Origin of the sequence: Phytohabitans kaempferiae (genome assembly GCF_042433955.1) — a bacterium.
Taxonomy (GTDB): Bacteria; Actinomycetota; Actinomycetes; order Mycobacteriales; family Micromonosporaceae; genus Phytohabitans; species Phytohabitans kaempferiae.
Genome location: NZ_JBHLUH010000068.1, coordinates 148,940 through 170,657 on the forward strand (window position 1 = coordinate 148,940; position 21,718 = coordinate 170,657).

Consider the following 21,718-nt stretch of genomic DNA (forward strand, 5'->3'; position numbering starts at 1 on the left):
ATGACGTATATCCGCTGGTCAACGAGGTGCTGCCGGCCGCAGGGCAAGCGCTTTGAGGAAAATGTCGCCGATCTTCGTCGGGTCCTTGGTGACGAATACGCCACCGCCCGTGACCTCCGTGATCCGATTGAGCTGAGCCTCGTCGACACCGTCACCGATACCCAAAATGATCACCTGGACCGGACGCCGCGGGTCGGCGAGATCCTTCAACTGCGCCAGCAGCGCCTGCTCGGTGATCCCGTTGTCGTCGTCGTTCTTACCGTCGGTGAACATCACGATCGAGTTGACCCGGTCGGCCGCCCAGCCCTCCTGGACCTCTTTGTAGGCGGCGAGCATCGTGTCGTACAGCCCGGTGTCGCCGTCCGGCTTGGGCGTGATCGCCTTCAGCGCGGCGAGCGCCTGGCCACGGTTGCTGCTCAGTGGGCCGACACGGTTGCTGCTCAGTGGGCCGATCGGCACCAGCTCGCGCCAGTCCTTGCCGCCGCCGAGGTCGGTGGAGAACGTCCAGAGCCCCAGCGCCCACGAGTCGTCGAAGAGGTTGAGCCCGGACTGGGCGGCCGCGAGCGTGACCGCCATCCGCGTGGCGTTGCCGGCCTCCGGCACGCGCTCCAGCATCGAGCCGGAGATGTCCATCACAGCGAGCATGCGGCCGGGCGCGGTGACCGCGGTCCACGTGGCGAGCGAGCGGTCGAGCGCCGCCGGGTCGAGGTCGCCGGCGGCCTTGCCACCGGCGCCGGGGGTCGCGGACGGCGGGCCGCCCGCCGGGCTGGGCGCGCCGGTCGGGGCCGTGAAGCCGGAACCCCAGGTGCCGTCGGGCGAGCGGAGCCCTTGCGCGCCCAGCCGGTCGCGGAACGCGGCGGTATCGAGCGCGTCGTGCACCGCCTCGGCCGCCTCGACCTTGACCGCGTCGACGCCTGGCATGATCGCGAACGGATAGTCGAGCGGCGCCGGCGTCGGCTCCACGTAGAGCGCGGCGAGCGGCACCGGCGGCTTCTTCGCGTTGTACGCGATGACGTCTTCCTCCGACAGCGGCGCCACGTTGAGCCCGGAGGCGAGCGAGGCGGCGTCGGCGGCCTGCGGGAACTTGGCGACGAGGTCGTCGCGGAGCGCCGAGCGGCCGATCGCCAGCGACCGCAGCGCGGCGGTCTGCGCCTGCGGGTTGCCGCCCGAGCCGGTGGCCGCGGCGAGCGAGAGGAGCCCGGAGAGGCCGGCCGCGTCGCGCGTCGGCTCGACGATGCCGGTGCGCAGGCCGGTGCCGGTGGTGATCTGCTTGAGCAGGTCGGCCCAGCCGACCTCCTTGTCGGGCCAGCCGAGGCTTTCGGCGAGCGGCTCGGGGATCGCGGCGACCACCGGGCTGCGCGCGATCGAACCGCCGTCGGCGGGCGTGAAACCGGGCGCCACCGTGCGGAGCCGCACCAGCCAGGTCGAGGAGTCGGGCACCCACACGTCGGGCGCCTCGAGCGTGCCGTTGGCGCTGCCCACGCCGGCCAGCCCCACGCTGTGCCGCGCGGCGATCACGGCGGCCACGTCGACCGAGTTGACCTCGCTGACGTCGACGACCACGCAGGTGCCGCCGGCCGAGCCGCCCTCCGCCCGCCAGCCGTCGAGCCGGGAACGCACAGCCGGTGCGATCTCGGGCGAGGCGGCGAGGGCAAGCTTGACCTCGCCGGTGCACCGCGAGCCGGCCAGCTCCCGGTAGCCGAACCAGGAGCCGCCCACGACGACGACAAGCGCCATCGCGACGGCGATGGCGCCTGCTCCGCGATAGTTGCTGCGCATGCGATGGCGGCCTGACACGGTCCCAATCCTGCTGACGCCGCCTGCGTGTTGCCAGGTACGTTCGGCCGAAAGTTACAGATGAGCGACCTTCTGCCGGATATCCCGTTACATCAAGTAGCAATTCAACGCCGGACAGTTTTGAGAAATCCCCATATACCGCCCCCAATCCCTCATCGCTCAAGGGGCGCTATTCATTGGCGATATAGGCTTATAAGGACTTAGCCGGCAAAACGCACGTTGGGCTGGGCAGTTGCAGTGCACTTCCCGGCTCTTGCGGTATGCCGGAATCGCGGTCGAGATGGAAGCCGACGACGGCGTGCGAGCGCTCGTTGGCCACGTACAGGTGCTCACCCACCGCCGCGAAATGCCTCGGCCACTGCCCTCCCGTGGCCACCTCGGCGAGGTGAGCGGGGAGGTCTCCGTCGAGTGAGAACGTCGAGATCGTGTCGGTGCCCCGGTTGGCGACGTAGAGGAAGCGGCCGTCGGGGCGGACCGCGACCTCGGAGGGCTGCGCGCCGCTGAGCCGGCTCGTGGCGACCCGCCCGCGCTCGCGCAGCACGCCGCTGGCGCCGTCGAGGTCGTATGCCGTCACGGTCGCGTCCAGCTCGCCGACCAGGTAGGCGTGCCGGCCGTCGGGGTGGCGGGCGATGTGCCGGGGGCCCGAGCCGGCGTGCACCTGGATGCGCGGCCCGGCCGGCACGAGGCGACCCGTGGCGGCCTCCAGCTCGTACCGGTAGACGGCGTCGGTGCCCAGGTCCACCACGAGGATCGGGCCGCCGCCGGGGTCGGGGGAGACCATGTGCGCGTGCGCCCGCTCCTGCCGCTTGGGGTCGGGGCCGGCGCCCTCGTGCACCAGCAGGTCGGTGCGCTCGCCCAGCGCGCCGTCGTCACCGAGCCGGTGCACGGCCACGCTGCCGCTGGAGTAGTTGGCGCTCACGAGGTATCGCCCACCGGGGGCGACGGCGAGGTGACACGGATGCGCGCCGCCGGTCGAACCGCTGCCGAGCGGGCGCAGGTCGGTCTCCCCCGCCACGGCCCAGGCGCTGACGCCGCCCTCGTCGACCTCGCTTACCGCGTACAGCACCGGGAGCGTCGGATGCCAGGCGAGAAACGAGGGAGAGAGCGTGTGCGCCACGACGCCGAGCGAGTCGAGCCGGCCGGTGGCGGGATCGCGCCGCACCGCGGTGATGCCGGCCCCCTCACCGCCCATCTCCGGCGTGTAGCACCCGATGTAGAGGAGTCCGGTCACGCTCCGATCCAACCAGACCGCCGACCACTGGATCCAGCGTCTTGGAATCGTATAGGATCCACGATCGTGGCGATGATGAAGCCGGCGCGGCGACTGACGCTCACCGAAGACGTCTACGTGTCGGTGCAGGCACTCATCATGGACCACGCCGTCGCACCGGGCGCCCGCATCAACATCGACGCCCTCGCCCGCCAGCTCGAGGTCTCGCCGACCCCGGTGCGCGAGGCGCTCGCGCGGCTGGAGGCCGACGGGCTGGTCCGCAAGCGACCGCTGGCCGGATACACGGCGGCGCCGCTGCTCACCCGCGCCGAGTTCGAGGAGCTGGTGCAGATGCGCCTGATCCTCGAGCCGCCGGCGGCCAGCCACGCCGCCACGGTGATCACGGCCTCCGGCGCCGACCGGCTCCGCGCCGAGGCCGCCCTCCCCGACCCCCAGCCCGAGGCGGAGGGATACGCGGGGATCGCCGCGTTCACCGCGCAGGACGCCCGCTTCCACCACCTCGTCGCGGAGCTCTCCGGCAACCACATGCTCCACGAGGCGGTCGTGCGGCTCCGCTCGCACCTCCACCTCTTCCGGCTGCACTTCCCGCCGGCGCACTACGGCATCAGCGCGGAGGAGCACCACCGCGTGGTCGACGCGATCGCGGCGGGCGACCCTGACCGCGCGGCCTCGGCCATGCGCGCGCACATCACCGCCGCCCGGGAGCGGCATCTCCCCTACTTCGGGAGGTCCACATGAAAGTCGCGCTCTTCGTCACGTGCGTCAACGACCTGGTCTTCCCCGGCACCGGACGCGCCGTCGTGCAGGTGCTGGAGCGGCTCGGGCACACCGTCGACTTCCCGGTCGAGCAGGGGTGCTGCGGCCAGATGCACGCCAACAGCGGCTACCGCGAGGAGGCACTCCCACTGGTGGCCAACTTCGCCAAGACCTTCGACGGGTACGACGCGATCGTCTGCCCCTCCGGCTCGTGCGTGGCGATGGTCCGCGACTGGTACCCGAAGCTCCTGCCGGACGCCGCCGAGGTGGCGGCCCGCACGTACGAGCTGTCCGAACTGCTCGTCGACGTGCTGGGCGTGACCGACGTGGGCGCCACCTTCCCGCACCGGGTCACGTACCACCCCACCTGCCATGGCCTGCGCATGCTCCGTCTCGGCGACCGGCCACGGCAGCTTCTCGGCGCGGTGCGCGGGCTGGAGCTGCTCGACCTGCCCGGCGCGGAGGAGTGCTGCGGCTTCGGCGGCACGTTCGCGGTGAAGAACGCCGGCGTATCGGGCGCGATGCTCGCCGACAAATGCAGGTCCATCGTGGACACCGGCGCCGAGTACGTCGCGGCGGTCGACAACTCCTGCCTGGCCCACATCGGCGGCGGGCTCTCCCGGGCGGGCGGGCCGGCCAAGCCGATCCACTACGCCGAGATCCTGGCGACGCGGGCATGAGCAGCCGGGGCAGGGGCGGCCGAGGCAGGAGTGGCGGGGGCAACATCGTGGCGCGGCTGCCGTTTCCCACGGCCGCGCGCCAGGAGTTGGGCGACGCGCAGCTCCGGATCAACCTGCGCAAGGCGACCCACACCATCCGCGACAAGCGGCTGCGCGTGGTCGGCGAGGTGCCGGACTGGGAAGCGCTGCGCCACGCCGGCGCGGCCATCAAGGACGACGTGCTGGCCCGCCTGCCCGAGCTGCTGGAGCGCTTCGAGGCGGCCGCCACCGCCGCCGGCGCCACCGTGCACTGGGCGCGCGACGCGGCCGAGGCGTGCACGGTGGTCACGGAGCTGGTGCGCGGCACCGGCACCACCGAGGTCGTCAAGGTGAAGTCGATGGCCACGCAGGAGATCGGGCTCAACGAGGCGCTGGAGGCGGCCGGCATCTCCGCCGTGGAGACCGACCTCGCCGAACTGATCGTGCAGCTCGCCGACGACACGCCCTCGCACATCCTGGTGCCGGCGATCCACTACAACCGCTCGCAGATCCGCGACATCTTCGCCCGCAACGGCCTCGCCGCGGTCACCGACGACCCGCCCGCGCTGGCCGAGGCGGCACGGCGGCACCTGCGGGCCAAGTTCCTCTCCGCGCGGGTCGCCATCTCCGGTGCCAACTTCGCCGTCGCCGAGTCGGGCACGCTCGTCGTGGTCGAGTCGGAGGGGAACGGCCGGATGTGCCTCACCCTCCCGGAGACCCTGATCTCGGTGGTGGGCATCGAGAAGATCCTGCCGACGTTCCGCGACCTCGAGGTCTTCCTGCAACTGCTGCCGCGCTCCTCGACCGGCGAGCGGATGAACCCGTACACGTCGCTGTGGACCGGTGTCACGCCCGGCGACGGCCCGCAGACCGTCCACATCGTCCTGGTCGACAACGGCCGCACCGAGACCCTCGCCGACGACGTGGGGCGGCAGGCGCTGCGGTGCATCCGCTGCTCCGCGTGCCTCAACGTCTGCCCCGTGTACGAGCGGGTCGGCGGCCACGCGTACGGCTCGGTCTATCCGGGACCGATCGGCGCGATCCTCTCCCCGCAGATGAGCGGCGAGGGCGCCAACCGCACGCTGCCCTACGCCTCCACGCTCTGCGGCGCCTGCTACGACGCCTGCCCGGTGCGGATCAACATCCCCGAGGTGCTCGTGCACCTGCGCCAGACCGGCCCGCATCCGCCCGCCGAGCGGGCCGCGATGCGCGCGCTCTCGTGGGCCATGCGCGACCGCCGCCGGTACGCCGCCGCGCTGCGCGCCGCCCGCCGCGGAGCCGCTCCGGTGCGGTGGGTCGCCGGCTCGCGCGGGAGCGTACGGCACCTGCCGTGGCCGCTGTCGAAATGGACGTCCACACGGGACGCTCCGCTGCCGGCGAAGCAGACCTTCCGCGAGTGGTGGGCCCGAGAACGGGGGCAGGAGTCATGAGCGCGCGGGATGAGGTGTTGCGGCGGGTACGGGCGGCGCGGCCGGCAACGCCGGTGGAGGTGCCCCGGAAGTATCGGACGGTCGACGCCGACGGCGACCTCGTGGAGCTGCTCGTCGACCGGCTGAGGGACTACCGGGCGACCGTGTGGCTGTGCGGGCCCGACGGGCTCGCCGGTTCGATCGGTGAGCTGCTGAGCGGGGCATCCGCCGTCGTCACACCGGCCGGCGTCCCGGGGGCGTGGCTGGCGGCGTACCACGGAACGGTCCTGCGGGACGGTGAGCCGCGGCCGCTCGCGGTGGCCGACCTCGACGCGCCGGGGGTCGCCGTACTGACCGGATGTGCCGTGGCGGTCGCCCGCACCGGCACGCTGATCCTCGACGCCGGCCCCGACCAGGGGCGCCGCGCGCTCACGCTCGTCCCCGACCACCACCTGTGCGTCGTCCAAAGCAAACAGATCGTGGGCGGCGTGCCGGAGGCGCTGGCCCGCCTCGCCGACCCCACGCGCCCGCTCACGCTGGTCTCCGGACCCTCGGCGACCAGCGACATCGAGCTAAACCGGGTCGAGGGCGTACACGGGCCGCGGCGGCTCGACGTCGTCGTGGTGATGAATTGAGGTCACCTCGCCGCGCAGGCGGGGCTGGTCGGCGCAGATCTTCTTGAGCAGCGCGACGATCGGGCGCAGGTGGTTGGGGCGCGGGTTGGCGGTCGTCACGTGCACCTCCAGCGTGAGCCGCTCGCCCTCGTGGTGCAGCGGTACCCACTTCGAGTGCTCCACGCCCGCCCCGCCGAAACGCATGCCCGGCTTGTAGATGAGCGCGATGTCGGACGGGGCGAGTACGAGCGGGCTGGGCAGGCCACACTCGTGCAGCAGCGCGACGCGTTCGATGACGCTCCCGATCTCGTACGTCTCGCTCGCCACGCGCCGCTCCTCCCCCGGGTCGTCGATCGGGCACGCGGCGATCCGCTCCTCCAGCAGCAGGCGGGCGCGCGAGTCCTTCGGCGGGATGTGCGACATGCTGCGTACGAACTCGGCCAGCGGCATCGTGTCGCCCGGATGGTCGGCCGGCACCAGCACCTCCAGTTGCGACTCGTACAGCAGGTCGGACTGGAGTTCGTCGCGATACTCGGCGGGCGGCGGCTGGCCGATCGCGAGGTGGTACGTGCCGGTGGTGAGCGGCCAGAACGCCTGGTCGAAGAAGGATTCGTTGCCGCGGTCGCTCTGCTGAAGCTCCTCGATGCCGACCTTCTCCTCGCCGGGCGGATGCTGGGCGAGCGTCTCGACGTACAGCGTCTTGACGATCGTGGCGTGGTGCGGGAGGCAGACCAGCCGGGTCACGTCGGACTCGGCGAGGCGGCCGCGCTCGTCCTGGTACAGGCTGCGGACCCGCTCACAGAAGCGCTGGAAGCGGCGGCCGCGCACGGTCAGCTCGGCCTTGCCGCGCGGGCCCACCCCCTCGCGCAGGGCGGGGCGCCCCAGCCACCTGTTGATCTTCAGGAGGATGGTGCGCACGCCCTCGACGGTGATGTATTCGTCGTACCGGTCGGCGAGCAACCGCACGGCCCGCTGCCGTGTGCCAGCCTCCACGACCGCCATGAACACGACGCAGTCCCACTCGTCCGGCGCGCGATCCCTCACCTTTCCCACAGCGGAAAGTTACGGCCCACCTACCGTCCGAATACGTGATTTGCGGTACGGCGGCGTGGCATCGAGCCCTTTCGACCGATGCGCTTTACCTGGCGCACTCGAACTGCAAGGAAAATTCAAAAAAGGTTCGATCAGCAAGCGGAGCTTGGCGGAGGCAACAAATAGTTCTTCCGATCTTGGTCGAATCCACGGTGCCGGTCACGGTCGAAAACGGGCCGGCGTGATCTTCGCGACAGGTACAAAACGGGGTGTGAATCCCGTCCGCTTCGTCGCTTTTGCGCGGCCGAGCTGGCACTCGCTGATCTTCTACGTCGGGACCGCCAACCTCGCCCGTACGCTGCTCGCCCGCGGGCACCCCGAGCCCGAGCCGCACGCCCACGTCGGCGTGTACGCGCTCTGTGCCGCGCTCGCCGTGCTGGTGTCCCGGCTCGTCGAGCGGGCCCGCAGCGCGCTCACCTCGCGAGTGTGCAGCGCCAGCCTCGGCATGGTCGGGCTGCTCTACGCCACGCTGCACGGCGACGCCCACCAGTTCGCGCCGATACCCGCGGCGGCGCTCCTGGTGGCGGCGGTGGTCGCGGGCGAGGCGGGGTACCGGCTGCGCGGCATCCGCCGGCCCTCCTGGTACTCGGTGATCTTCTTCATAGCCTCGGCCGGACTGACCCGTACGGTGCTGGTGGTCTACGGCGCCGACCTGCATGGGCTCGTCCACTGTGGTGCGTACCTGCTCTGCCTGGCGTTCGCCCTCGCGGCCGGCGGCGTCATGCGGCGCATGGAGAGCCCGCTCACGCCACGCGTGCACAGCGGCAGCCTCGGCCTCACCGGGCTGCTGCTCGCGGCGGCCCACGCGGACACGCCCGCGCACGCGCTGGTCGCGGTCACCGCGCTCGTACTCGGCATGACCTGCGTGGGCGAGTTGGCCTACCGCCGGCGCGCGCTGCGCCACAGCCTCGCGTGAGTCAGGCGGGCACCGGATGGCCGTGGTAGCCGGCCACGTGCTCGACCAGCGCGATCAGCACGAGCTTGCCAGACTGGCGCTCGCGCACGTCGCAGAGCACCACCGGCACCTCGCGGTCGAGGTCGAGCGCCTGCCGCACGGCGTCGGCGCTGTAGCGGCGGGCGCCGTCGAAGCAGTTGACGCCGACGACGAACGGGATGCCGTGGCCCTCGAAGTAGTCGACCGAGGGAAAGCTGTCTTCGAGCCGGCGCGTGTCGGCGAGCACGACGGCACCGAGCGCGCCGTACGCCAGCTCGTCCCAGAGGAACCAGAAACGGTCCTGGCCCGGCGTGCCGAAGAGGTACACCTGAAGGTCTTCGTTGATGGTGATCCGGCCGAAGTCCATCGCCACGGTGGTGGTGCGCTTGCCCTCGACGCCGGCCAGGTTGTCGGTGCCGATGCCGGCGTGGGTGAGCACCTCCTCCGTGTGCAGTGGCCGGATCTCGCTCAGCGCGCCGACCAAAGTGGACTTGCCAGCCCCGAAACCGCCCGCGATGAGTATCTTCAGCGCGAGCGGTATCCGCCGATCGGCGTCGAGGTCAGAGTGCCCGGAGTCCATTCACCACCGCCTGGAGGACGTCGTCTTCGGGGAAGTGGGCCGCTGTGGACGGCTCGTACATCGCGATGAGGCCAGCCGCCAGGAGGTCGCCGAGCAGCACTCGGACGACCCCGAGGACCAGGTTGAGACCGGAGGCCAGCTCGGCCACCGAGACCGGGTCTTCGGCCATCGCGAGGATCGCGCGATGCTCGGGCTGGAGGTGGGCAGCGTCCGGTGAGGTCGCCGCCTCGGGCGCCGCGAGCACGAACGCCATCAGGTCGAACCCGCCGGTCACCGGCCGCACGCGGCCGCCGGTCACCGTGTACGGACGGACTACCGGCCCGGCGTCGCCGTCGAGCCAGTCGTGCTGCCCGGAGGCCTCACCCCGCATCGGAGGGCACCGTCGGATGGCGCGAGGGTGTGCTCATGTTCTGCCCCACCCTGGCGACCAGCATCGCCATCTCATATGCGATCAAGCCAATGTCGGAGTCGATGCCGGCCAGCAGCGCCAGGCAGGCGCCCCGCCCGGCGGCCGTGACGAAGAGGTAGGCCCCCTCCATCTCGACCACGGTCTGCCGCACCGGCCCGGTCTCGAAGTGGCGGCTGGCCCCCTTGGCCAGGCTCTGGAAGCCGGCGGCCATGGCCGAGAGGTGCTCGGCGTCTTCTCGGGTCAGGCCGTGTGACGAGCCCATCAGGAGCCCGTCCGCGGAGAGCACGACGGCATGGTGCGCGGACGGCACCCGCTCGATGAGGTCATCGAGCAGCCAGTTGAGTCTGGCGGCCGGGCTGGTCGTCGACACCACTACTCGTCTCCTTCCGGCTCGGCAGGTGGGGTCTTGTCCCGCTGGCTGGCGCTCGGCGCCGAGCCGGCCGCGCCGTCGGCCGGAGCTTCCGGGCCGGCGCCGTGGCCGTTGGCGGCGGCTGGTGGCTCCGGGTCGGCACCGTGGCTCGGGAACGCCTCGGCACCGGCGACTCCGGGCTTTCGAGTGGGCAGGCTCCCACCGTCGACCTTGCGGGGCCGAAGCGCTTCGAGACCGGCGCCGCGACCGGGCCGAGCCGCGTCGTCGCCGGACGGCGATCCGTCGCCGGCCTTGCGGCGGGGCAGGCCGCCGGCGGTCGACCGGCGGGCGGGCGGGCCGTCCACACCGGGCCGGCGGGCCGGTGGCGCCTCGGCGCCGCGCTTGCGGCGGGGCAGGCCGTCGATGGTCTCCGGGCTCTCCGCGGCCGCTCCGGCCGGGCTCCCCGCGACGGGAATCGCCGGGCTGCCTCCGGCCGGCGGCGCCACGATCGCGCCGGGCGGCGGCGTGGCGGTGCCCCGGGCGAGCGGCACGGGGTCGGCCGGCGCGTCCCGCGTGCCCCGGCGGGCGAGCGGCACGGCACCTCCCTCGCCCGGGTCGCGCCGGCTGACCCGGGCGGAGTCGATGTCGCGGGTCTCGCGGAGCGCGAGCGGCACGAAATCCGCCTCCAGCGTCTCCTGCCCCGCCGGGCCGCGACCGGCGAACGGCATCGCATCGGGCTCGGTGCGGGCGGACGGCGCGGAGGCGCCGGGCTCGCGGCGGGCGAGCGGGATCGCGTCGGCGTCGCGACGGCCACGGGCGGTGCCCGCCTGGAGCGCGGACATCGTGGCCCGCGCCTGGTCGGCGGAGCGCGGCGGCGGCTCGGCGTCAACCCGGTCGATCGTGAGCGGCCCGGCCGGCTCGGCCCGCAGCTGGGGCGCGAGGCTCGCCTGCCGGACCCGCTTGGGCAGGCCGTCCGCTCCGGCGGAGGGCGCCGCACCGGTGGACTGGTCGGGCTCGGCCGGTGGCGCGGGCACCAGCACCGGACGGGCGACCGCCTCCAGCGGCCGGCGCGTGGAGTCGACGCTCGCCAGCGAGCGGGCGCGGCGCTTGCGGGGCGGCTCGGACCCGGACGGGCCGGCCGGCAGCGCGGCCGGCTCGGGCGGCGGGGTGACCAGGTCTGGCGGCACGAGCACGATGGCCGTGATGCCACCGTACGGCGAGCTGCGCAGCTGGATCTTCACGCCGTGGCGGGCGGCGAGCTGGGAGACCACGAAGAGACCGAGCCGCGCGCTGCTGGCCGGGTCGAAGTCGGGCGGGCGGCTCAGCTTGCGGTTGGCCTCGCCGAGCACCTCCGGCGTCATGCCCAGCCCGCGGTCTTCGATCTCGATGGCGTAGCCGTTGGGCAGCGTGGCACCGGAGACGTGCACCTTCGTCTCCGGCGGGGAGTACGACGTCGCGTTCTCGATCAGCTCGGCGAGCAGGTGGATCATGTCGCCGACCGCGCGGCCGGCGATGTCGGCGGGCTCGATCTTCGTGATCGAGACGCGCGCGTAATCCTCCACTTCGGACACCGCGCCGCGGATCACGTCGATCACGCCGATCGGGTTGCGCCAGCCCCGGCCCGGTGCCGAGCCGGCGAGGATGACCAGGTCTTCGGCGTGCCGCCGCATGCGCGTGGCGAGGTGGTCGACGCGGAAGAGGTTTTCCAGCTCGTCGGGGTCGGTGCTGCGTCGCTCCATCGAGTCGAGGAGCGCGAGCTGGCGGTGGAGCAGTGCCTGGCTGCGCCGGGCGATGTTGAGGAACACCTCGTTGAAGCCCTGCCGCAGCGTGGCCTCGTCGACCGCGGCCTGCACCGCCGTGCGCTGCGCCTCGGTGAACGCCCGGCCGAGCTGGCCGATCTCGTCGCTGCCGTACTCCAGCGGGGGCGCCTCCTCGGCGACGTCGACCTCCTCGCCGCGGCGCAACCGGGCGACCACGGCGGGCAGCCGCCGGTCGGCGAGATCCATCGCGCTCTCCCGCAGCCCGGTGAGGCGCCGGATCAGCGAACGCCCCACGCGCAACGAGATCAGCAGCGAGAGCGCGATCGCGGCGAGGCCGAGCAGGCCGGCGAGGGCGAGCCGGAGCAGCACGCCGACCGCGACCGGGCCGGCCCGGTCGGCGAGCGCGTCGGAGCTGGCCATCTCGAACTCGCGGAGCTGGAGGATGGCCGGCTCGTACGCGCTCTGCCACGCCCCCGCGTTGACCGGAACGGGCTGGCCGTCGCGCCCCTGCGCGATCACGCGGTCTTCGAACGCGCGGAGCTGGCTGAACGCCTCGCCCTCGGTCATCCGCTGGTAGGCGACCCGCTCGACGTCGGGCAGGGCGGGCAGCGCCTGGGCGAAGAGGTAGCGGTGGGCGCCGATGATCTGCACGAGCTGGGCGTGCTCGCCACCGGAGAACCGACCTGCCGCGAACGCGCCGGCGAGCAGCGCGTCGGACTGCCCGAGCACCTCGCGGGCACGGCCGAGCGCGGTGATCGCCCGTGCCTCGCGGTTGAGGTCGTCGTCGTCGACGTCGGCGGTGATCTCGAAGACCCGGAACGCGCCGTCGACCACGCCGGTGTAGAGGCCGAGCGCGCCGGCCTGGTCCATCTCCCGCCGGTCGATGAAGCCGCGGCCGGTGGGCAGCAGGTCGAGCGAGGTGAAGAGCTGGTCGAGGTGGACGCCGAGCCGCCCGCCCGCGGTGTCGCGCAGGTCGGGGCTGCTGGCGCGGCGACGGAACTCGGCGACCGCGGCGTCGGTGCGGTCGCGCTGCTCGCCCAGTGCCGGCAGCGCGCCCTTGCCGGCGAGGTAGACCAGCGAGAGGCGCCGCTCGCGTTGCAGCTCGGCGACCATCGACTCGCCGGGGCGGCCCACCTCGTCGAGGAGCGACTGGGCCGCGAGCAGGTTCAACGCCGGGCCGACGGTCAGTGTCGTGGTGAATATCCAGAGCGCCAGAAGGGCGGCGAGGGGCACGGTGACCAGGGCGATAATCTTCGCGCGGATCGACCAGTTGCCTGTATTCATGAGACCTCGCCGATCGGGGTGCGGTACGGCAGCCTTCGGCAGGATACATTGCCGCCGCAAGTATCAAGGCGCCCTTCTCACGCGAAAAGGGGCGCCTTGATCGATACGTTAACCGGCTCCGGCGCCGATTCCAAGACCCCTTTTCGTAGTCGTGGCCGCACAACATCCGCCACATGTGCACCGACCCAGATCGAGGGCGTTGTCACTCCTGATCCGGCCGTTCGGCTTCCACCACACATATTCGCCACCATCGATGGACGATCATCCCTGACGCTCACCTTATCTGGAATCAATCCAGTTAAGGCGCTGAGTTTTTCGTCGCGGGGGGATTGTCGATCATGGTTGAGCGGGAACTACCACCTCATGTCAGCCACGCAGATCGTTGTCACACTCATCGTCGTCATCGCGGTACTCGCCGCCGCGGGCGCCGGCTGGATGTCGTACCGCCGGTGGTCGCTGCGGCACCGGTTCGGCCCCGAGTACGACCGCCTCGTCGCCGAGCGCGAGGGTCGGGCGGCTGCCGAGCGCGAGCTGCGCGAGCGCGAGCGCCGCCACGCCGAACTTGACCGCAGGCCGCTCAGCCCCGAGTCCCGCGCGCGGTACGCCGCCGAGTGGGAGGAGATCCAGATCCGCTTCGTGGAGTCGCCGGTCGAGGCCGTGAACGCCGCCGAAGACCTGGTCAGCCGCATGGCCACCGAGCGCGGCTACCCGGCGGGCGACTTCGAGGAGCAGGCCGCGTACCTCTCCGTCGAGCACGCCCGCTCGCTCAAGCACTACCGGGACGCGCACGCGGTGCGCGAGTCGCTGGACCGCGGCGAGGGCGACACCGAGCAGCTCCGCGAGGCGCTCGTGCACTACCGGGAGATGGTCACCGAGCTGCTCGGTCACGAGGGGGTGCCGACCCCCCGCCGGCACCACGCCGAGCCCATGCGGGCCACCGAACGCTACGAGACCAACCGGTGAGGGAGGCGCACACCATGGCGAAGCAGAAGGCACCGCAGTACACCCCGACCGAGCCGCCCGAGCGGGTCGCGTCCGCGCCCGTACCCGTGCCGCACCACGCCGACGACGCCGACCGGAACGACGCCCGCCGCGACGCGGCCGAGGACGTCACCGACCGCGTCCCCGGCGACGCGCTGGACGACCGCGGCACGTTCCAGGACCCGGTGCTGGCCGGCGAACGCGGCGACCCGGACGACCTGACCGCGGTGACCCGGGCCGGCACGCCCGAGTACCACGAGCCGGAACCGCAGCGGACCGCGTTCGGCGCGGCCACCGTCGGGGGCGCGGCCGCCGCGGCGGCTCAGGCGGGCCCGTCCCACGAGGTCCACGACCGCGCCGAGGCGAAGGACGCCACCGGTGACCAGGTCGACCTGGCCGCCGGTACCAGCGGGGAAGCCGACCACAACGGCCGGCATGTACGCGACGAGCTGACGGCGGAGCGCACCGCCGCGTTCGACGCCGACGCGGACCGGGCCGACGCGGAGCGCACGCTCGGCGGGCCGAGTGACCTGCCCGAGACCACGCCCGCCGCGAACCTGCCGGCGGAGACGACCGGCATCGAGGAGCCGATCGCCGGGCTCTGGGGCGAGGGGACCGCGCAGGGCTACCGCGACCGGTGGCGCGAGGTCCAGTTCCGCTTCGTCGACGACCCGCCGGCCGCCGCCCGCGAGGCCAACCTGCTGGTCGAGGAGGCCGTCGGCGCCCTCACCGCCGAGCTGTCCCGGCAGAAGGAGGCACTCGGTGCCGGGTCCGGTGACGACACCGAGGAACTGCGCGCCGTCGTCCGCCGCCACCGCGACTTCCTGGACCGGCTCCTCGGCCTGTAGAGGGCTGAACAAGTCCATTCGCGGCCCGCGGCCGCGCGGATTGGTCGATGCGACCTATCTGACAGCGGGCAGTCCATCGAGCATCGGGGTTCCGAACGCCTGGCATCACCTCGCACCGGGCGGAAGGAACCCCGATGTCCATACGTACCCGAATCGCGGCACGCCGCGGCGCGGCCGCGCTCGCGGCGATGGCCGTGCTCGGCGGTGCCGGGCTCTACGGCCTCGGCCCGAGCGGCGCCACCGCCTCCAGCCACCGTGAGGCGCCGCTGGTCGCGGCCGACCCGGCCGTCGACAACACCGACCTGTACGCGTTCGTCAGCCCGGACCGGCCGGACCACGTCAGGTTCGTGGCGAACTGGATCCCCTTCGAGGAGCCCAACGGCGGGCCGAACTTCTACCCGTTCGCGACGGACGCCGCGTACAACATCAACGTCGACAACGACGGCGACGCGAAGCCGGACGCGATCTTCCGGTGGAAGTTCAGGACGATCGACAAGCGGGGCACCGGCACCTTCCTCTACAACAACGGACCGGTCGAGTCGCTCGACGACGAGAACCTGCTGGTACGCCAGACGTACACGCTGGAGTCCTCGTTCGACGGCAAGCCCTTCAAGACCCGGGTCAGCAACGGTCCGGTGGCCCCCTCCCGGGTCGGCCCGGCGTCCATGCCGGACTACGCGAAGCTGCGCGACCAGGCGGCGATCCAACTGCCCGGCGGCTGGAAGATCTTCGCCGGCCAGGCGGACGACCCGTTCTTCCTCGACCTGCGCGTCTTCGACCTGCTGTACGGCGGTGACCTGAGCGAGACCGGGCAGGACACGCTCGCCGGCTACAACGTCAACACGATCGTGCTCCAGGTGCCGTTCAAGGACGTGGCGCTGAACGGCGACGCGAAGCGCAACCCCAACATCGGCGTCTGGACCACCACCGACCGGCCGCGCGTACGGATCACCGGCGGCGGCTCGTCGGGCGACCGCGTGCAGGTCTCCCGTCTCGGCAACCCGCTGGTCAACGAGGTGGTCGTACCGGCCGGGCTGAAGGACGCGTTCAACGCCTCCCGCCCCGACCAGGACGCCAACAACCCCACCATCGTCAAGCGGGTCACCGACCCCGAGGTGCCGCGGCTGATCGAGAAGATCTACGGCATCCCGGCCCCGCCGGCGCCCCGCGACGACCTGGTGGAGATCTTCCTGACCGGCATCACCACCAAGGCCGGTGGGCCGATCAAGGCGGACCTCAACTCGCAGCTCGACAACATGGACGTCGACCCGAAGCGGTTCGTCCCCTCCGAGCAACTGCGGCTCAACCTGTCGGTGCCGGTCACCGCGGAGCCCAACCGGCTCGGCGTACTCGCCGGCGACCTCCAGGGCTTCCCGAACGGGCGGCGGCTCACCGACGACGTGGTCGACATCGAGGTGCAGGCGCTCGTGGGCGCGGCGCAGACCGGCAAGATCGTGGACGCGCTCGCCGCTGGTGACCAGGTGGACGCCAACGACCAGCAGTTCGGCGGCACGTTCCCGTACCTCGCACTGCCCAACGGCGTCGGCGTCAACACCGGTGGCGGCGGCGTGGGCCCGGCCGCCGGTGGCTCCGCTCCGGGCGGTCCTGACCTGACTCCGGCCGGGTTCGCCAGCCGGTCCGACGGGGGTACGCCGGCCACCATCGCGGCGGCAGCCGTGGGGGTCGCGACGAGCGCGGGCCTCGGCCTGCTGGTCCTCGCCCTGCTGTGGCGGCGCCGGGTCCGGCTCGCGGGCCAGCGCACTCAGCGGTTCTGATCTCTCGTCCCGGGGCGCGCCGCCACGGCGCGGCGCGCCCCTCTGATCGGAGGCTCACCAATGCGTCGCAGAGTTGTCGTCGCGGGCGTCGCGGTCGCCATCGGGCTGACCGCCGTGGCAGCGGTCCTCGCCCCGGCCGGCGCCCCGCCCGCGGTCCCGCCCGCCATGGCCGCCCAGCCGGCCGACCCGATCTCCCGGGCGCAGGAGCGGCTCCGCCTCGTACCCGGCGACTGGCGCACCTGGGCGGCGCCCGGTCCGCGTTGTACGCGTACCACCTGGGCGTGATCGAGCTGGGTCTGGGCCGCACCGGCGCGGCCAGGGCCGGCCTGGCGACGGCGCTGCGCCTCAACCCGCACTTCTCCCCCACGGACGCGCCGCTGGCGCGCAACCTGCTCGCGAGCCCGGAGGTCTACCGATGAAACGCCGCTGGCTGCTGGCGCTCGCCGCCGCCCCGATCGCGCTCCTGCTGATGCCGGCCGCGCCGGCGAGCGCGCACCCGCTCGGCAACTTCTCCGTCAACCAATATGTCGGCCTGACGCTGCGTCCGGACCGGATCGACGCGACCGCGGTGGTCGACTTCGCCGAGATCCCGACCTTGCAGGCGACGGCTGCCCCGTCCTGCGACGACCTCGCCGGCTCGATCGCCCTGGCGGTGGACGATCAGCCTCTACAGTGGACGATCGGGTCGGCGGGATTCGGCTACGAGGAGGGCACCGGCGGGCTGCGCACCAGCCGCCTCACCTGCGGCCTCTCGGCGGCGGCACCGCTGTCGACGGCCACCGTCACCGTGGCCAACGGCTACGCGCCGGACCGGATCGGCTGGCGCGAGATGACCGCCCGCGGCGACGGCGTACGGGTCGAGTCGCCACTGCCCGTCGAGAGCGCCAGCGACGAGCTGCGCACGTACCCGGCCGACCCGCTCGCGTCCGCGCCGGACGTACGGTCGGCGACGCTGCGCGTGACGCCCGGCGACGGCACGGCGGGCGCGGCGCTGTCCCGGCCCGGCGACGGCTTCCTGGCCGGTGTCACGGCCGGTGTGGAGCGGCACTTCCAGGAACTCGCCGGCGGGCGCCTCACGCCGGCGGTCGGGCTGCTCGCCGTACTGCTCGCGCTGCTCCTCGGCGCCGGGCACGCCGCACTGCCCGGGCACGGCAAGACGGTGCTCGCCGCGTACGCGGCCGCTCGGCGGCGCCGCATCCGGGACGCGCTCGCGGTCGGTGCCACGGTGACGCTGACCCACACCGGCGGCGTGCTGGTGGTGGGGCTGCTGCTCGCCACGTCCAGCACGCTCGCCGGCGACCGCGTCCTCGGCTACCTGGGCATCGTGAGCGGCGTGATCGTGGTCGCGGTGGGCGTGGGGATGTTCGTGCGGCGCCAGCGCGGTCATCACCACCATCACCACGGGCACTCCCACGACCACGCGCATCCGCACTCGCACGGGCATGGGCACGGGCGGCTCGGGCTCGCCGGCATCGGGATCGCCGGCGGACTCGTGCCCAGCCCGTCTGCGATCGTGGTGCTGCTGGCCGCGATCGGCCTGGGGCGCACGGCGTTCGGCGTGGTGCTCGTGCTCGCGTACGGCGTCGGCATGGCCGCGACGCTCACCGCCGTCGGGCTCGCGCTGGTCGCCGCCCAGCGCCGCCTGGGCCGCCTCCCGCGCCTCCCTCGCGTGGCCCAGCGCCTCACCAGGGCCGCCCCGGCCGGCACCGCCGCCCTGGTCGTGCTGGTCGGCGCCGGTGTCGCCGCCCGCGCCGCCACCGGCGCCTTCTGACCTCACGCTCCAGGGCACATCAGTGCCGTTTCGCGGCATATTTGGGCTGCCGCGACGTTCGTCGTGGTCCAGACCGCCGCTCCCGCGGCCGCGCCCTCCGCGTCCACACGACCCGCGATCGGTTGCCTGCCGCCGGCTCAGAAGCCTTTCCCCAGTGCGTTACCCGATGGTAACTTGGCCAGAATGGCGGGCCCACACCACTACCGGATCGCGGTGATCGGGGCTGGCTTCGGCGGCCTCGGCGCCGCGATCCGCCTCCGGCAGCGGGGGCACGACGACTTCGTGGTGCTCGACCGGGGCAGCGAGGTGGGCGGCACCTGGCGCGACAACACCTACCCAGGCTGCGCCTGCGACGTACCCTCACACCTCTACTCCTTCTCCTTCGGCCTCAACCCCGACTGGAGCCGCAGCTTCTCCGGCCAGGCCGAGATCTGGGCCTACCTGCGCCGCTGTGCGCGGGAGCACGGCATCGACCAGCACCTGCGGCTGGCGACCGAGGTGCACGGCGCGGCCTGGGACGGCGGCCGGTGGGCGATCGAGACGTCCCGCGGTCCGCTCACCGCCGACGTGCTCATCTCGGCGGCCGGCCCGCTCTGCGAGCCGGTGTCGCCGAAGCTGCCCGGGCTGGAGACGTTCACCGGCGAGGCCTTCCACTCGGCGCGGTGGCGGCACGACTACGACCTCACCGGCCGGCGGGTCGCGGTGGTCGGCACCGGCGCGTCCGCGATCCAGTTCGTACCCGCGATCGCGCCCGCCGTCGCGCGGCTGCACCTCTTCCAGCGCACGCCGCCCTGGGTGATGCCGAAGGCTGACCGGCCGATCAGCCGGCTGGAGCGGCGCGCGTTCCGGGCGGTGCCGGGGCTACAGCGGCTGGCCCGCACCGGCGTCTACTGGGGTCGCGAGGCGCAGGCGACCGGTTTCCTCCAGCCCGTGGTGATGCGCCTGGGCCAGCGGACGGCCCGCGCCCACCTGCGCCGGCAGGTGCCCGACCCGGAGCTGCGCGCCAAGCTCACCCCGCACTACCGGATGGGCTGCAAGCGGATCCTGCTCTCCAACGACTACTATCCCGCGCTCAGCCGGTCCAATGTGGAGCTTGTCACCGACGGCATCGCCGAGGTGCGGCCGGACGCCGTGGTGAGCGCCGACGGCACCGCCCGCCCTGTCGACGCCATCATCTTCGGCACCGGCTTCCACGTCAGCGACACGCCGATCGCCGAGCAGATCCGGGGGCGCGACGGGCGTACGCTCGCCGAGGCGTGGGAGGGCTCGCCGAAGGCGCACCTCGGCACGACCGTCGCCGGCTTTCCCAACCTCTTCCTGCTCCTCGGTCCGGGCACCGGCACCGGGCACACGTCGGTGGTGTTCATGATCGAGAGCCAGCTCGCGTACGTGCTGGACGCCCTGCGCCACCTCGACCGCACCGGCGGCGCCGCGATCGAGCCCACGGCGGCGGCGCAGCGCGCGTTCGTCTCCACTCTGGACCGGAAGATGGCCGGCACGGTGTGGCAGAGCGGCGGCTGCCGGAGCTGGTACCAGGACGCGACCGGCCGCGTCTCCGCGATCTGGCCGGGCTACACCTGGTCGTACCGGCTGCGCACCAGACGTTTCGACCCGAACGACTACCAGGTGGTGACGCGTGCTCAGTAGCAAGGTCGTCTTCGTCACCGGCGCCGCGCGCGGCATCGGCGAGCACACCGCGCGGCTGGCCGCGGCCCGCGGTGCCACGGTCGTACTCGCCGGCCTCGAACCCGAACGCCTCGCCACGGTGGCCGCCGAGACCGGGGGCGTCTCGTTCGAGTGCGACGTGACCGACCAGGCCGCGCTCGACCGGGCGGCGGCGACGACGGTGGAGCGGTACGGCCGCATCGACGCGGTCGTGGCCAACGCCGGCATCGCCCCGCGTGGCACGATCGCGGTCGGCGACATCGACGCGATGGCGCACACCGTGGAGGTCAACCTCATCGGCGCGATGCGTACCGTCCGCGCCACCGTCGACCACGTCATCGCCAGCCGCGGCTACTACCTGCTGGTCTCCTCGGCGGCCGCGTTCGCCGGGCTGCCCGGCATGGCGGCGTACTCCGCGTCGAAGGCAGGGCTGGAGCAGTTCGGCAACGCGATCCGGCTGGAGCTGCGGCACCGGGGCGTGGCGGTGGGCACCGCGCACATGTCGTTCATCGACACCGACCTGGTCCGCGACGTAGCTGACGACCTGCCCCAGTTTCGCCAGACGCTGCGCAGGCTGCCGTGGCCAATGGGCACGGTCACCTCGGTCGAGGCGTGCGCCCGGGCGTTCGTCGACGCGATCGAGCGCCGCCGCCGCAAGGTGTACGTGCCCCGCGCGATCGGCGCCGTGCATGCCTTCCGCTCGTTGATGAGCAGCCCGCTCACCGACGCCGTCATCGGGCGGGGCGCGCGCACGGCCGTACCCCGGATGGAGGAGCAGGTCCGCGCGCTGGGGCGGGCCTTCGGCGCGAGCGGCGGCGGTGAGCGGTGACAGTCGTGTACGAGCGGCGCGGCACCGGCGAGCCGCTGGTGCTGCTGCACGGCATCGGCCACCACTGGCAGGCGTGGCTGCCGGTACTCGACCTGCTCGCCGAGTCGCACGACGTGATCGCGATCGACCTGCCCGGCTTCGGCGAGTCGCCGATGCCGGTCGACGGGCCGCCACGCGACATGGCGAAGGCGGTCGACGGGGTCGCCGCGTTCCTCGGCGAGCTGGGCCTCGACCGGCCGCACGTCGCCGGCAACAGCCTCGGCGGCGCGATGGCACTGGAGCTGGCCAACGCCGGCCTGGTCGCCTCGGCGACCGCGCTCTCCCCCGCCGGCTTCTGGACTCCCCGCGAGCTGCGCTGGGCGGTTGGGCTGCTCACCGCACATCGGTGGGGCACGCGGATACCGCAGCCGGTGATGCGGCGCATGTTCCGGTACGGCGCCGTGCGCGCGATGTGCTTCGGCATGATCTGCGCCCGGCCCAACCGCCTCACGGCCGAGGTCGCGCTCTCCGACGCGCTCGCACTCCGCGACGGGCTGGCCTTTCCCGCCGCGGCCCGGGCCGGCCGCGCGTACGCCTACCGGGGCACGCCGGCCGTGCCGGTCACCATCGCCTGGGGTACGCGCGACCGCGTGCTCCTCTACCGCCAGGCGGCCCGGGCCCGGGAGGCGCTGCCCGGCGCGCACCACGTCGACCTGCCCGGCTGCGGCCACGTACCGATGAGCGACGACCCCGCGCTGGTGGCGTCCGTGATCCTGGCGACCACGCGCGGAAATCGCCACTGACGCGCCCCTCCGGCTCCCGCGAGGCTCGCTGGCAGGCCAGGGCGACCCGCCGCGGATACGCCTTTGGACACCACCGATCCGGAGGATCCGGCGGTTGCGACGGCTGGCGACGTCCATTCCGGAAAGGTCTCTGGAGAACTTTCCAGATGAAGGC

20 protein-coding genes and 1 pseudogene are annotated in these 21,718 nt (G+C 72.9%); 14 read left to right on the top strand and 7 right to left on the bottom strand.

Going from position 1 to position 21,718, the window contains the following annotated elements; genetic code table 11:
• Positions 1–18: 18 nt before the first annotated feature.
• Positions 19–1,779, bottom strand: a complete 1,761-nt coding sequence (locus ACFFIA_RS32020; RefSeq protein ID WP_377258173.1) for a substrate-binding domain-containing protein — start codon at positions 1,777–1,779, stop codon at positions 19–21.
• Between the two features lie 208 nt (positions 1,780–1,987).
• Positions 1,988–3,028 carry a lactonase family protein gene (locus tag ACFFIA_RS32025; RefSeq protein ID WP_377258057.1) on the bottom strand — a complete coding sequence of 347 codons (1,041 nt, stop codon included), beginning with the start codon at positions 3,026–3,028 and terminating at the stop codon, positions 1,988–1,990.
• 72 nt (positions 3,029–3,100) lie between these two features.
• On the opposite strand from ACFFIA_RS32025, the gene ACFFIA_RS32030 reads away from it, so the two are divergent.
• From ACFFIA_RS32030 to ACFFIA_RS32045, 4 genes are read left to right on the top strand one after another with little or no spacing between them, the layout of a single operon-like run.
• Positions 3,101–3,766 carry a GntR family transcriptional regulator gene (locus ACFFIA_RS32030; protein WP_377258176.1) on the top strand — a complete coding sequence of 222 codons (666 nt, stop codon included), beginning with the start codon at positions 3,101–3,103 and terminating at the stop codon, positions 3,764–3,766.
• Positions 3,763–4,464, top strand: a complete 702-nt coding sequence (locus tag ACFFIA_RS32035; protein ID WP_377258060.1) for a (Fe-S)-binding protein — start codon at positions 3,763–3,765, stop codon at positions 4,462–4,464. Before ACFFIA_RS32030 ends, ACFFIA_RS32035 begins: the two co-directional genes overlap by 4 nt.
• Positions 4,461–5,912 carry a LutB/LldF family L-lactate oxidation iron-sulfur protein gene (locus tag ACFFIA_RS32040; protein ID WP_377258063.1) on the top strand — a complete coding sequence of 484 codons (1,452 nt, stop codon included), beginning with the start codon at positions 4,461–4,463 and terminating at the stop codon, positions 5,910–5,912. Before ACFFIA_RS32035 ends, ACFFIA_RS32040 begins: the two co-directional genes overlap by 4 nt.
• Positions 5,909–6,526: a LutC/YkgG family protein gene (locus tag ACFFIA_RS32045; protein WP_377258066.1), complete on the top strand. Its 618-nt coding sequence runs from the start codon at positions 5,909–5,911 to the stop codon at positions 6,524–6,526. Before ACFFIA_RS32040 ends, ACFFIA_RS32045 begins: the two co-directional genes overlap by 4 nt.
• Here the strand turns inward: ACFFIA_RS32045 and ACFFIA_RS32050 are convergent.
• Positions 6,464–7,549, bottom strand: coding sequence for a hypothetical protein (locus ACFFIA_RS32050; RefSeq protein WP_377258069.1), 1,086 nt, complete (start codon positions 7,547–7,549; stop codon positions 6,464–6,466). The genes ACFFIA_RS32045 and ACFFIA_RS32050 overlap by 63 nt on opposite strands.
• Positions 7,550–7,808: 259 nt before the next feature.
• Between ACFFIA_RS32050 and ACFFIA_RS32055 the strand changes: the two genes are divergently transcribed.
• Positions 7,809–8,513, top strand: coding sequence for a hypothetical protein (locus ACFFIA_RS32055; RefSeq protein ID WP_377258071.1), 705 nt, complete (start codon positions 7,809–7,811; stop codon positions 8,511–8,513).
• A 1-nt stretch (position 8,514) separates the two neighbouring features.
• Here ACFFIA_RS32055 and ACFFIA_RS32060 read toward each other — a convergent pair whose 3' ends face one another.
• The 4 genes and pseudogenes from ACFFIA_RS32060 to ACFFIA_RS32075 form a co-directional block, all read right to left on the bottom strand.
• Positions 8,515–9,111 (bottom strand): GTP-binding protein, encoded by a 597-nt coding sequence (locus ACFFIA_RS32060; protein ID WP_377258074.1) that lies wholly within the window; start codon positions 9,109–9,111, stop codon positions 8,515–8,517.
• Complete coding sequence (locus tag ACFFIA_RS32065) at positions 9,092–9,481, bottom strand: DUF742 domain-containing protein (protein WP_377258077.1); 390 nt, start codon at positions 9,479–9,481, stop codon at positions 9,092–9,094. The genes ACFFIA_RS32060 and ACFFIA_RS32065 overlap by 20 nt, the downstream gene beginning before the upstream one ends.
• Complete coding sequence (locus tag ACFFIA_RS32070; protein ID WP_173056264.1) at positions 9,471–9,893, bottom strand: roadblock/LC7 domain-containing protein; 423 nt, start codon at positions 9,891–9,893, stop codon at positions 9,471–9,473. Before ACFFIA_RS32070 ends, ACFFIA_RS32065 begins: the two co-directional genes overlap by 11 nt.
• A 704-nt stretch (positions 9,894–10,597) precedes the next feature.
• A pseudogene (locus tag ACFFIA_RS32075) lies at positions 10,598–12,913 on the bottom strand (sensor histidine kinase); the annotation flags it as partial.
• A 363-nt stretch (positions 12,914–13,276) separates the two neighbouring features.
• On the opposite strand from ACFFIA_RS32075, the gene ACFFIA_RS32080 reads away from it, so the two are divergent.
• From ACFFIA_RS32080 to ACFFIA_RS32120, 9 genes are all read left to right on the top strand, one after another.
• Positions 13,277–13,876: a hypothetical protein gene (locus tag ACFFIA_RS32080; RefSeq protein ID WP_377258080.1), complete on the top strand. Its 600-nt coding sequence runs from the start codon at positions 13,277–13,279 to the stop codon at positions 13,874–13,876.
• Positions 13,877–13,890: 14 nt separating this feature from the next.
• Positions 13,891–14,742 carry a hypothetical protein gene (locus tag ACFFIA_RS32085; protein WP_377258083.1) on the top strand — a complete coding sequence of 284 codons (852 nt, stop codon included), beginning with the start codon at positions 13,891–13,893 and terminating at the stop codon, positions 14,740–14,742.
• Positions 14,743–14,876: 134 nt separating this feature from the next.
• Positions 14,877–16,517: a DUF4331 domain-containing protein gene (locus ACFFIA_RS32090; RefSeq protein WP_377258086.1), complete on the top strand. Its 1,641-nt coding sequence runs from the start codon at positions 14,877–14,879 to the stop codon at positions 16,515–16,517.
• A gap of 60 nt (positions 16,518–16,577) precedes the next feature.
• Complete coding sequence (locus ACFFIA_RS32095) at positions 16,578–16,802, top strand: hypothetical protein (RefSeq protein ID WP_377258089.1); 225 nt, start codon at positions 16,578–16,580, stop codon at positions 16,800–16,802.
• On the top strand, positions 16,799–16,936 hold the full coding sequence (locus ACFFIA_RS32100; RefSeq protein WP_377258092.1) for a hypothetical protein: 138 nt from the start codon (positions 16,799–16,801) through the stop codon (positions 16,934–16,936). Before ACFFIA_RS32095 ends, ACFFIA_RS32100 begins: the two co-directional genes overlap by 4 nt.
• Positions 16,933–18,288, top strand: coding sequence for an urease accessory protein UreH domain-containing protein (locus ACFFIA_RS32105; RefSeq protein WP_377258095.1), 1,356 nt, complete (start codon positions 16,933–16,935; stop codon positions 18,286–18,288). Before ACFFIA_RS32100 ends, ACFFIA_RS32105 begins: the two co-directional genes overlap by 4 nt.
• 183 nt (positions 18,289–18,471) lie before the next feature.
• Positions 18,472–19,935 carry a flavin-containing monooxygenase gene (locus tag ACFFIA_RS32110; RefSeq protein ID WP_377258098.1) on the top strand — a complete coding sequence of 488 codons (1,464 nt, stop codon included), beginning with the start codon at positions 18,472–18,474 and terminating at the stop codon, positions 19,933–19,935.
• On the top strand, positions 19,925–20,782 hold the full coding sequence (locus tag ACFFIA_RS32115; RefSeq protein ID WP_377258101.1) for an SDR family oxidoreductase: 858 nt from the start codon (positions 19,925–19,927) through the stop codon (positions 20,780–20,782). The genes ACFFIA_RS32110 and ACFFIA_RS32115 overlap by 11 nt, the downstream gene beginning before the upstream one ends.
• Entirely contained in the window at positions 20,779–21,564 is a 786-nt protein-coding gene (locus ACFFIA_RS32120; RefSeq protein WP_377258104.1) for an alpha/beta fold hydrolase, read from the top strand. The genes ACFFIA_RS32115 and ACFFIA_RS32120 overlap by 4 nt, the downstream gene beginning before the upstream one ends.
• Positions 21,565–21,718: the final 154 nt, after the last annotated feature.